An 11747-nucleotide genomic window follows, 5' to 3' on the forward strand; every position below is an offset into this window, starting at 1 on the left:
AAAGGAGGATAAATGATATGAAAGAGCAAGTATTACAAGTAACAAAAGGTGACTTCGTAGGATCAGCAAGTGGAGCGGTAGTATTAACAGCATTAATCGTATTTTTATCAAGTGTATTAGTATAATAGAAGTTTTAAATCAAACAAAAAAGGAAGGAGAATGAGGGATATGAACAGTGAACAAGTGTTTCAAGTAACAAAAACAGATTTATTAGGATCCTTAGGTGGAGCGGTAATATTAACATCATTTATTCTATTCCTTGCAAATGTATTAGTATGAGATATATAAATACAATCATTCAAAAAAAATAAAGACTCTAACGTATTAGTAAGTAGTTAATATGTTGGAGTCTTTTTTATATTCTTCTTATATACCTTCAAGTATTAAAGTTACCTCATTATCCAGCATTCAATGCTAATTAAACGCTGCGGTTGAAACTTGATTCAACGAATAATCAAAAATCCACTGAATAAAATCCCGCTTTATTTCAAAGAGAAAAAAGTCGAATTTTATATGTAAGAAAAAAAGAGTAATTTGACAGAAAAGATAGAAAATTTTAAAGGTCAGAATTTGTTAGCTTGCTAACTAATTTCTATTAATTAATGTTGGAAGCGTTTTCGGTTGGTTTTAAGTATGGACCATTTAATCTATTTACAGGGGGATGAAGATATTATGAAACAAAAATCTATGGATACGCTAGCTGCACAAATGGAGGACTTTTTTCCAGTACGTGATGTAGATCATTTGGAATTTTACGTAGGGAATGCAAAGCAATCGAGTTATTATCTTGCGAGAGCGTTCGGATTCAAAATTGTGGCTTACTCTGGATTAGAAACTGGAAACCGTGAAAAGGTATCTTATGTTCTTGTGCAAAAAAATATGCGTTTCGTTGTGTCTGGAGCTTTAAGTAGTGAAAATCGTATTGCAGAGTTTGTAAAGACTCATGGTGATGGCGTGAAGGATGTGGCACTACTTGTTGATGATGTTGATAAAGCATACTCAGAAGCAGTGAAACGTGGTGCCGTCGCAATTGCTCCACCACAGGAATTAACAGATGAGGACGGTACATTGGAAAAAGCAGTTATTGGTACGTATGGTGATACAATTCATACGCTTGTAGAGCGTAAAAATTATAAAGGGGCATTTATGCCAGGATTCCAAAAGGTAGAATTTAATATTCCATTTGAAGAGTCTGGTTTAATTGCTGTTGATCATGTAGTTGGTAATGTTGAAAAAATGGAAGAGTGGGTTAGTTATTACGAGAATGTTATGGGCTTTAAACAAATGATTCATTTTGATGATGACGATATTAGTACAGAGTATTCGGCGTTAATGTCGAAAGTTATGATGAATGGAAGTCGTATTAAGTTTCCTATTAACGAACCAGCAGACGGAAAGAGAAAATCACAAATTCAAGAGTATCTAGAATTCTATAATGGAGCTGGTGTACAACATCTTGCTTTATTAACAAGTGATATTGTTAAAACAGTTGAAGCGCTTCGTGCAAATGGGGTGGAGTTTTTAGATACACCTGATACTTATTACGATGAGCTAACTGCACGAGTTGGAAAAATCGATGAAGAAATTGATAAGTTAAAAGAATTAAAGATCTTAGTAGATCGTGATGATGAAGGTTACTTACTACAAATCTTTACGAAACCAATTGTAGATCGTCCGACTTTATTTATTGAAATCATTCAACGTAAAGGTTCTCGTGGATTTGGTGAAGGAAACTTTAAAGCGTTATTCGAATCAATTGAAAGAGAACAAGAGCGTCGCGGAAACTTATAAGATTTGTATCCACCAGCAAAAGTCCCTTTGCTGGTGGAAATTTCATTTTTATAAGGAGGAATCAGGATGAAATTTGTTACATTTCGTCTTCCTTCAAAAGAACTACGGGCTGGATGGCTTGAAGGTGACAAAGTAATAGATATGAATCTTGCTAGTGAAGGGAAAATCCCTTCTTCTATGATGGATTTTTTAGAGAAAACGGATGAGTATGTAGAAGTAGTGCGGAATATTAAGAATCCAAATAAGGGTATATATGCTTTAGAAGAAGTACAATTGACAGCTGCTCTTCCTAATCCGAGTAGTATTCGAGATTTTTACGCATTTGAACAACATGTAAAAACAGCTCGCGGACGAAGAGGATTAGATGTTGTGCCTGAATGGTATGATATTCCGGTTTTTTATTTTACTAATCATCGTGCTGTAATTGGTTCCGGTGATTTTGTAATTGGTCCGAAAAAGTCTAAAAAGCTTGATTATGAGTTGGAGATTGCTTGCGTAATAGGAAGAGAAGGGCGAAATATCTCTCGAGAGCAAGCAGAGGAATATATTTTTGGTTATTGTATTATGAACGACTGGAGTGCGAGAGACTTACAAGCAACAGAAATGAAAGTAGGTCTCGGTCCAGCGAAAGGAAAAGACTTTGCAACTTCATTAGGAGCGCATCTCGTTACGAAAGAGGAATTAGACGTTTATCGTAATGGTGATCGATATAATTTAGAAATGACTGCTCATGTAAATGGAAAACTATTATCAAAAGGAAACTTCCAAGATATTTACTATACATTTGCTGAAATGATTGAACGTGCTTCAGAGGACGTTACGTTATATCCAGGAGATGTGATTGGTTCTGGGACAGTAGGAACAGGATGTATTTTAGAACTGGGTACAGAAGAGTGGCTACAAGATGGAGATGTTGTAGAACTGTCGATTACTGGTTTAGGTACACTACGTAATACGATCAAAAAAGAAAAGGAAGCGGGTGATGGGCATGTTTTATCGTCACATGGGAGAACTACCTCATAAACGACATGTACAATTTCGTAAAAAAGATGGGTCGCTTTATCGTGAACAGGTAATGGGAACAAAAGGTTTTTCTGGTACGCAGTCTATTTTGTATCATCATTATATGCCAACAGAAGTAGGTCATTCTGCATTATCGCATTCTTGTCAGTTGCAGTATGAAGAGGATGGTGCTCTTTCTCATCGCCACTTTCGAACGAAAGAAAGTAAAAAAAGTGGTGATGCAATAAGTGGACGGAATTTCATACTTGGAAATGAAGATTTGTTAATTGGAGTAGTGAGTCCAACAGAAAAAATGGATTATTTCTATCGTAATGGTGATGGCGATGAAATGTTATTTGTTCATTATGGAACAGGGAAAATTGAAACGATGTTTGGAACGATTCACTATAGAAAAGGCGACTATGTAACGATTCCAATTGGAACGATTTATCGTGTTATTCCAGATGAAGGAGAGACTAAGTTTCTTGTTGTAGAGGCAAATAGCCAAATTACAACGCCGCGTCGTTATCGAAATGAATACGGACAATTGTTAGAGCATAGTCCGTTTTGTGAAAGAGATCTTCGTGGTCCAGAAAAATTAGAGACATATGATGAAAAAGGCGAGTTTGTCGTAATGACAAAATCAAGAGGCTATATGCATAAACATGTTTTAGGACACCACCCGTTAGATGTTGTTGGATGGGATGGCTATTTATATCCGTGGGTATTTAATGTAGAGGATTTTGAACCAATTACAGGGCGCATTCATCAGCCACCGCCAGTACATCAAACATTTGAAGGACATAATTTTGTTATTTGCTCTTTCGTACCACGTTTATACGATTATCATCCAGAGTCAATTCCGGCACCATATTATCATAGTAATGTTAATAGTGATGAAGTTCTTTACTATGTAGAAGGAAACTTTATGAGTCGCAAAGGTGTGGAAGAAGGTTCTATTACACTTCATCCGAGCGGGATTCCTCATGGGCCGCATCCGGGGAAAACAGAGGCAAGTATAGGGAAGAAAGAGACGCTTGAATTAGCTGTTATGATAGACACATTCCGTCCGCTTCGTATTGTAAAACAAGCACATGAAACAGAAGATGAAAAGTATATGTATAGCTGGATTGAACAAGGTTCATATACTGTGAAATAAGTAAAAAAAGGCATGCTCTCAATAAGGGAGCATGCCTTTTTCACGGAATCGACATGTATAATAATACCAAAAAAATAATGGAAAGATATATAGAAAGAATAATAAGGATCGTGCATATTTAGAAGGATTTCTACTTGTTTCGACAAAAGTATTGACTAGGAAAAGCGTAATGAGTAAAATGAAAAAGCGAATTAAAAATTTTCAGAAAATTTAAAACTTGGAGGAGTGAAAGATGAAGCAAATTTTTCAAAAGAAGCCAATTGCAAAGTTAATGCAAGAAAGTAAGCAAAAAACGTTAGCAAGAACATTGGGCGCGCTAGATTTAACTATGCTTGGAATCGGAGCAATTGTTGGAACTGGTATTTTTGTTCTAACGGGTGTTGTGGCAGCGAAACATTCTGGGCCAGCTATTATATTATCATTTGCGATTGCCGCTCTAGCTTGTGCCTTTGCTGCATTTTGTTATGCTGAATTTGCTTCTTCAGTTCCTGTCTCGGGCAGTGTGTATACGTATACATACGCGACGATGGGGGAAGTGTTCGCATTTTTAATTGGCTGGGACTTAATGCTGGAATATTTACTTGCTACATCTGCTGTAGCGAACGGTTGGTCTGCATATTTTCAATCTTTATTAAAGGGGTTTGGAATTCACATTCCGACTATTCTCTCCTCGGCTCCTGGTACAGGAAAGGGTGGAATAATTGATTTACCTGCAGTTCTAATTATTTTAGTGATGACAGTTCTTTTATCTAGGGGTGTTCGTGAAAGTGCACGAGTAAATAACATTATGGTATTTATTAAAATAGCAGTTGTTCTTATTTTTATTTTTGCTGGTTTTAATTATGTGAAACCTGAAAACTGGACGCCTTTTATGCCATTTGGTTTAGATGGTGTAATGGCTGGAGCGGCTACAGTATTCTTCGCATTCATAGGATTTGATGCAGTTTCAACAGCGGCAGAAGAAGTGAAACGTCCGCAACGTGATTTACCAATTGGTATTATTGCATCGTTATTAATTTGTACAGTTCTTTATATTGTTGTTTCGCTTATTTTGACAGGGATTGTTCCATACGGCCAGCTAAATATATCAGATCCAGTTGCTTTTGCACTTCAATTTATTGGACAAGATGGTTTAGCGGGGGTAATTTCAGTAGGAGCAATTACAGGAATTACAACAGTAATGCTAGTTATGATGTATGGGCAAGTTCGGGTTTCTTATGCGATGAGCCGAGATGGTTTACTGCCGAAGCGTCTTGCTAAAGTTCATCCGAAATTTAAAACGCCATTTTTAAATACATGGACAACGGGGATTATTGCGGCACTGATTTCAGGATTAATAGATTTAAATGTTTTAGCACATCTTGTAAATATGGGGACATTGTCAGCATTTGCACTCGTAGCTGTTGCGGTAATCGTAATGAGAAGAACTCATCCAGACTTACCAAGGGCATTTAAGGCTCCGCTTGTACCATTTTTACCAGCATTAACAGTGATTTTCTGTTTATACTTAATGCTTCAATTATCGGGGACAGCGTGGATTAGTTTTGGGATATGGATGGTTATTGGTATAGCGGTTTACTTCTTATATAGCCGAAAACATAGTGCTTTAAATAATAGTAAAAAAGAAGAAGATGTTGCAAATTTATAAGCGGAAAAATCCATTCTAACAGAATTAGAATGGATTTTATATTTGAAAATTTACATTTTTCTGAACTTATTATAAGATAATTGTTGGCTAACTAAAGGGGTGAAATGATGAAAAATACGTGGCGTGAGTTAAGGGAGATGGACCGTAACGTATGGATTCGATTTATTGGAGAGACGTTAAATGGAATTGCAATGATGATGTTAATGCCTTTTTTTGCATTATATTTAAAAGATAAGGTAGATTCGTTGTTGGAAGTTGGGGTTATTATGGCGCTTTCTCCAATTGCTGCAAGCTTTGGATCACTTATAGGAGGGAGAATTGCTGACATATATGGAAGAAAGCCTATTATGATATTTTCTATGGCAAGTAATGCATTATTAATGCTCGGTTTTCTATTTATAGAAGGATTTATTCCATATGCGATTTTATCTATTTTTTTAGGGTTGAGTAATTCTTTATTTCATCCAGCTGCATCAGCTATGGTCGCAGATGTAACGGCACCAGAAAAAAGAACAGAGGCATATGGTTTATTACGAATGGGACACAATATAGGTGCTGCCATTGGTCCGATAATGGGAGCATCAGTAGTTGTGTTGTCAAAGAACCTTGTGTTTATTATTGCCTCTTCTACAATGCTATTTTATGCGTTACTTGTATTACTTCTTATTCAAGAGACGATGCCAAAGAGGACAGATAAGGAAGAACATAAAGAAAAGGAATCTGGGGCAGTTTGGAAAATTGTAATGCAAGATAAGGCATTAATGATTTACTTATTAGCAGGTATTATCATTTCGATGGGGTTTTCTCAAACCGAAGGCATGTTGCCACTACATTTTGATAATGAAATGAAGCGTATTTTTGGAACGAATAATCCATATCCATATTTAATGGCGTTAAACGGACTATTAGTTGTTTTATTCCAGTTTCAAATTTCAAAATGGGCTACGGATAAACCAGTCGGGAAGACGATGTTATACAGTGCATGTTTATTCGGGATTGGATTATTTTTTATAGGGTGGTTACCGAAGTGGTTTGGAGAATTTAATACAAATGCTACAATTATTTTAATAACACTACTGTTCGTTTATGCTATATATACGTTAGGTGAGATGATTATGTCGCCTGTACAGATGACATTTGTAGCAAATTTGGCCCCTGAGCATTTGAGAGGGCCTTACATGGGAGCTGCAAGTTTGCAGTGGATTACAGGAAGCGCATTTGGTCCACTTTTGGGAGGTTTTTTATTAGATCGATTACTTGGTCACTTTCTATTTACAATTTTAGCTGTAGGATGTGTAGTTGCAGGTATTGTATATGTTTCTTTAGATCGCCTTGTGGAGCAAAGGCAAAAAGACACACTGACCAAACAATCGTCTTAGTGAATAGGTGACATACACAAAAAGGGGATTTCTACATATTTTAGGTACATAACTAGATTAGATTGCCATTTTATTTTGTGTAGCTATATAGAAAATGAAATGAAAAACCAATAAGTGATGTTATTTAATTATTTATGGAAGTTACATTTTATTTCAAATAGGAACTACCTATTTTTATAAAAAGTGCTAAAATAGAAAAATGAAAACAATTGGTTAGGGTGATTTCATTGACGAAAATTAAATTAGGTTTATTATATGGTGGAAAATCAGCTGAGCATCAAGTTTCGCTACAGACGGCTCTTGCTGCTATTAAAGCGTTAAATCAAGATAAATTCGAGATTCATCCAATTTATATTACAGAACAAGGTCAATGGGTACGCGGTGAGCGTATTGAAGGTGAAGTAACAGATGTTGAAGCTTTAAAAATGAGCGGTGCAGAAAATGCGATTTCTCCGTTATCATTAAGTACAGAAATTATCCCATCTGCAGCTTCTGAGGAGAACGCTATTGACGTTATTTTCCCATTACTACAGGGACCAAACGGTGAAGATGGAACGGTTCAAGGACTATTAGAATTAATGAATATCCCTTATGTAGGAAATGGTGTTCTAGCATCATCTGCTGGTATGGATAAAGTTGTTATGAAAAACATCTTTGCAGAGGCTGGTTTAAAACAAGCAAAATATGCATCCTTTATTCGTAGTGCATGGGAAAAAAATCGTGAGGAAGCTTATTCTAAAGTAGAAGATAAGTTAGGATATCCTTGCTTCGTAAAACCAGCAAACCTTGGTTCAAGTGTTGGTATTAATAAGTGTAAAAATCGTGAAGAACTTGAGGATGCATTTGTAGAGGCATTCCAATTTGATCGCAAAATTATTGTAGAAGAAAATATTGTAGGTCGTGAAGTAGAAGTTGGGGTACTAGGTAATGATGAGCCGAAATGTTCAGTTGTAGGTGAAATCGTTCCGAAAAAGGACTTCTATGATTATAAGTCGAAATATATCGATGGTGATACGGCGCTAATTATTCCAGCTGAAATGACAGAAGAAGAATCTAATGTAATTAAGCGTGATGCGATTATTGCATTCCAATCATTAGACGGTGCAGGTTTAACGCGAGCTGATTTCTTCTTAACGAAAGATGGAGAAGTGTATATTAACGAAGTAAACACAATGCCAGGATTTACACCGTTCAGTATGTTCCCTCTATTATGGCAACATACTGGGTTACCGTATCCAGAATTAATTGAAGAGCTAATTCGTTTAGCGATTGAACGTCACGAAGAAAAACAAAAAATTAAATATACAATCTAACAAAAAGGAGGAAGCACTATTCATAGGAATAGTGCTTCCTCTATGTAAGGAGCGTTTCTATATGATAAAGCGAATGTTAAAGCAAGTGGAACAGATGGTAAATGGTACTGGATTAGAAGAGCAATATGAGGGAATTACTATTCAAGGCGTGTCTATTGATACGAGAAAAATTGAAAAAGGAAACTTGTATGTTCCGATTCAAGGGGAGCGCTTCGATGGACATGCTTTTGTAGATAAAGCTGTTGAAAATGGAGCTGTGGCTACATTATGGATGAAAGATGTAGCGAATCCACCTGAGAATCTTCCGGTTATTTTTGTGGAAGACACGCTATCGGCATTGCAAATGTTAGCGAAAAATTATCGCGATCAATTGGATGTTAAAGTTGTAGGTGTAACGGGTAGTAACGGTAAAACATCTACGAAAGATATTGTAACAAGTCTTCTTGCGACTAAATTCAAAGTGCAAAAAACAGAAGGGAACTTCAATAACCATATCGGATTACCTCTTACCATTTTAAACTTAGAAGAAAATACAGAAGTAGCAGTATTAGAGATGGGTATGTCAAGCCGAGGCGAAATTGAATTATTATCTAAGTTAGCTCGTCCTAATGCAGCTATCATTACGAATATTGGTGAGGCACATTTAATGGATTTAGGATCTCGTGAGGCAATTGCTGAAGCGAAATTAGAAATTGTTACAGGGTTACAAGAAGGTGGCGTGTTCGTATATAACGGAGATGAGCCTTTATTAACGAATCGTGTTCCTGAAATGAATTTAGCAGCAGAAACGGTTACGTTTGGTGATGCAAGAGCAAACGATTATTATCCAACGACTGTAACATTACAAGCAACTGGGACACATTTCAAAATGAATAGAGATGAAAATATTTCATTCTACTTACCGGTGTTAGGAAAACATAATGTGTATAATACACTTGCTTCAATGGCAATTGCGAAACATTTTGGTGTAACGTGGGAAGAGATGAAAGAAGGTTTAGTAACACTTCAAATGACGGGCATGCGTATGGAAATGGTGAAAACAAATAGTGGTTTAACAATTATCAACGATGCTTATAATGCAAGTCCGACGGCTATGGAAGCAGCGTTCCATTTAATGAATGGTTTAGATGGTTTTGCTAAAAAAATCGTTGTGCTTGGTGATATGTTAGAACTTGGAGATCAAGAAGTGCAGTTCCATTATGAGGTAGGAAAATTAATCGATCCAGCAAAAATCTCGCATGTATTCACATACGGTAGATTAGGGGCTCAAATTGCTGAAGGAGCGAAAATTAATTTCCCTAATGAACGTGTAAAGGCGTATGATAATAAAGAAGAGTTAGTAAAAGATTTACAAGCAGTAGTCGATGTGAAAGATGTTGTATTAATAAAAGCATCTCGCGGTATGAAGTTAGAAGAAGTAATTACGATGTTGAAATAATTGGTGTATATAAATAGGGATGATAGTTACGAAAATAGAAGAAACTTATAATAAGCGCTTACAGTAAATATAAAAAAATAAAAGTGAAGAAAAAAACTCTGAATATGAAAATAAGGTAACAGTTGGGTTTGCTTTTTACACATACAAAACTTATAATTGATAAAGTGTAATAACGTTTAGAAGTATTTTCGCGAAGAATATACGCCCGTTTATATACGTGAGCATTCAGGAAAAGGGCTTTTCCGCAAATTCGGAAAACGCCTTTTTTTAAATGATAAGTATAGGATAGAAAAGGAGAAGTAACATTGACAACATTTCGAGAATTAGGATTAAGTGAATCTTTACTGCAATCTGTTGAAAGTATGGGCTTTGAAGAGGCTACGCCGATTCAAGCTGAAACAATTCCACATGCATTGCAAGGTAAAGATATTATTGGGCAAGCGCAAACAGGTACAGGGAAAACAGCAGCATTCGGATTACCACTATTAGATAAAGTGGATACAAATAAAGAAGCAGTTCAAGGTATTGTTATCGCACCAACGCGTGAATTAGCAATTCAAGTTGGAGAAGAGCTATACAAAATTGGTAAACATAAACGCGTTCGTATTTTACCAATCTATGGTGGTCAAGATATTAACCGCCAAATTCGTGCTCTAAAAAAACACCCACACATTATTGTTGGTACGCCGGGTCGTATTTTAGATCATATTAACCGTAAAACACTTCGCTTACAAAATGTAGAGACTGTTGTTCTTGACGAAGCGGATGAAATGTTAAACATGGGCTTCATTGAAGATATTGAAGCAATTTTAACAGATGTGCCAGAAACACATCAAACATTACTATTCTCAGCGACAATGCCAGATCCAATCCGTCGTATTGCTGAGCGTTTCATGACTGAGCCTCAACACATTAAAGTAAAAGCAAAAGAAGTAACAATGCCAAACATTCAGCAGTTCTATTTAGAAGTGCAAGAAAAGAAAAAGTTTGACGTGTTAACACGCTTGCTAGATATTCAATCTCCAGAGCTTGCAATCGTATTCGGTCGTACAAAACGTCGTGTTGATGAATTATCAGAAGCGTTAAACTTACGTGGTTATGCAGCAGAAGGTATTCACGGTGACTTAACACAAGCGAAACGTATGTCTGTATTACGTAAATTTAAAGAAGGTGCTATTGAAGTTCTTGTTGCAACAGATGTTGCTGCACGTGGTCTTGATATTTCAGGTGTAACACACGTATATAACTTCGATATCCCACAAGATCCAGAATCATACGTTCACCGTATCGGTCGTACTGGCCGTGCAGGTAAAAAAGGTATTGCAATGTTATTTGTAACACCACGTGAATCAGGGCAATTAAAAAATATCGAGCGCACAACAAAACGTAAAGTTGATCGTATGGAAGCACCGACACTTGACGAAGCATTAGAAGGTCAACAACGTTTAATCGCTGAAAAACTTCAAAGCACAATTCAAAATGAAAATTTATCATACTACAAGCGTATTGCAGAAGAAATGTTAGAAGAGAACGACTCTGTAACAGTAGTAGCTGCTGCTTTAAAAATGATGACAAAAGAGCCGGATACAACTCCAATCGCTTTAACATCAGAACCACCAGTTGTTGCAAGAGGTGGCGGTTCTAAAAAACGCGGCGGTAACGGAGGCGGATACCGTGATGGTAACCGTAATCGTAGTCGTGATGGACGCGGCGGTGGCGATGGACGTAATCGTGACCGTAACCGTGATGGAAACCGTGATCGCAATCGTGATGGAAACCGCGATCGCGATCGTAATCGTGATGGTGGTAGTCGTGGTCGTAGAGGTGAAGGCCAAGGTCGCCCTGGTTCTTCAAATGGACGCGGCGAAAGAAAACATCATAGCCGTCCACAAGCTTAATAAAAAAAAGAGAATGCCCTTTGCGGGCTGGTATTATCCCCTATAGGTAGACAGTAAAAAAAGAGTCCATCTGATATGATGGACTCAATACTGTTTTATCTGGAGGGGATTTTTTTATG

General features: G+C 36.7%; 10 protein-coding genes. All 10 read left to right on the forward strand.

All coding sequences use genetic code 11. The features are described from left to right. Positions 1–17 precede the first annotated feature (17 nt). The 10 genes from MR169_RS27215 to cshA all read left to right on the forward strand — a co-directional run bounded on the left by MR169_RS27215 (position 18) and on the right by cshA (position 11628). Positions 18–125, forward strand: coding sequence for a DUF3948 family protein (locus MR169_RS27215; RefSeq protein WP_000664237.1), 108 nt, complete (start codon positions 18–20; stop codon positions 123–125). A gap of 43 nt (positions 126–168) precedes the next feature. Continuing rightward, positions 169–279 (forward strand): DUF3948 family protein, encoded by a 111-nt coding sequence (locus MR169_RS27220; protein WP_001083690.1) that lies wholly within the window; start codon positions 169–171, stop codon positions 277–279. Positions 280–672: 393 nt separating this feature from the next. Continuing rightward, positions 673–1791 (forward strand): 4-hydroxyphenylpyruvate dioxygenase, encoded by a 1119-nt coding sequence (hppD, locus tag MR169_RS27225; protein ID WP_242320355.1) that lies wholly within the window; start codon positions 673–675, stop codon positions 1789–1791. 66 nt (positions 1792–1857) lie between these two features. Next, the gene (locus MR169_RS27230; RefSeq protein WP_242320356.1) at positions 1858–2814 is read left to right on the forward strand and encodes a fumarylacetoacetate hydrolase family protein; all 957 of its coding nucleotides are present in this window, start codon (positions 1858–1860) and stop codon (positions 2812–2814) included. Then, a complete protein-coding gene (locus MR169_RS27235) occupies positions 2780–3952 on the forward strand; it encodes a homogentisate 1,2-dioxygenase (protein ID WP_242320357.1) in 1173 nt (390 codons plus the stop codon). Before MR169_RS27230 ends, MR169_RS27235 begins: the two co-directional genes overlap by 35 nt. A 232-nt stretch (positions 3953–4184) precedes the next feature. Then, positions 4185–5600, forward strand: coding sequence for a branched-chain amino acid transporter BcaP (gene bcaP / locus MR169_RS27240; protein ID WP_000809361.1), 1416 nt, complete (start codon positions 4185–4187; stop codon positions 5598–5600). Positions 5601–5707: 107 nt separating this feature from the next. After that, entirely contained in the window at positions 5708–6979 is a 1272-nt protein-coding gene (locus tag MR169_RS27245; RefSeq protein ID WP_242320358.1) for an MDR family MFS transporter, read from the forward strand. A 227-nt stretch (positions 6980–7206) separates the two neighbouring features. Then, positions 7207–8292 (forward strand): D-alanine--D-alanine ligase, encoded by a 1086-nt coding sequence (locus tag MR169_RS27250; RefSeq protein WP_242320359.1) that lies wholly within the window; start codon positions 7207–7209, stop codon positions 8290–8292. A gap of 61 nt (positions 8293–8353) precedes the next feature. Beyond that, positions 8354–9730, forward strand: a complete 1377-nt coding sequence (gene murF, locus MR169_RS27255) for a UDP-N-acetylmuramoyl-tripeptide--D-alanyl-D-alanine ligase (protein ID WP_242320360.1) — start codon at positions 8354–8356, stop codon at positions 9728–9730. 305 nt (positions 9731–10035) lie between these two features. Continuing rightward, positions 10036–11628, forward strand: a complete 1593-nt coding sequence (gene cshA / locus MR169_RS27260) for a degradosome RNA helicase CshA (protein ID WP_242320361.1) — start codon at positions 10036–10038, stop codon at positions 11626–11628. The last annotated feature ends 119 nt before the right edge of the window (positions 11629–11747 follow it).

Source organism: Bacillus cereus group sp. BfR-BA-01349, assembly GCF_022663795.1.
GTDB classification, from domain to species: domain Bacteria; phylum Bacillota; class Bacilli; order Bacillales; family Bacillaceae_G; genus Bacillus_A; species Bacillus_A cereus.

What these genes read in the sequence shown, in the direction of transcription:
- MR169_RS27230 (WP_242320356.1), top strand. Translation starts at nt 1,858, where the DNA reads ATGAAATTTGTTACATTTCGTCTTCCTTCAAAAGAACTACGGGCTGGA.
- MR169_RS27215 (WP_000664237.1), top strand. Translation starts at nt 18, where the DNA reads ATGAAAGAGCAAGTATTACAAGTAACAAAAGGTGACTTCGTAGGATCA.
- hppD (WP_242320355.1), top strand. Translation starts at nt 673, where the DNA reads ATGAAACAAAAATCTATGGATACGCTAGCTGCACAAATGGAGGACTTT.
- MR169_RS27235 (WP_242320357.1), top strand. Translation starts at nt 2,780, where the DNA reads ATGTTTTATCGTCACATGGGAGAACTACCTCATAAACGACATGTACAA.
- MR169_RS27220 (WP_001083690.1), top strand. Translation starts at nt 169, where the DNA reads ATGAACAGTGAACAAGTGTTTCAAGTAACAAAAACAGATTTATTAGGA.
- bcaP (WP_000809361.1), top strand. Translation starts at nt 4,185, where the DNA reads ATGAAGCAAATTTTTCAAAAGAAGCCAATTGCAAAGTTAATGCAAGAA.
- MR169_RS27245 (WP_242320358.1), top strand. Translation starts at nt 5,708, where the DNA reads ATGAAAAATACGTGGCGTGAGTTAAGGGAGATGGACCGTAACGTATGG.
- murF (WP_242320360.1), top strand. Translation starts at nt 8,354, where the DNA reads ATGATAAAGCGAATGTTAAAGCAAGTGGAACAGATGGTAAATGGTACT.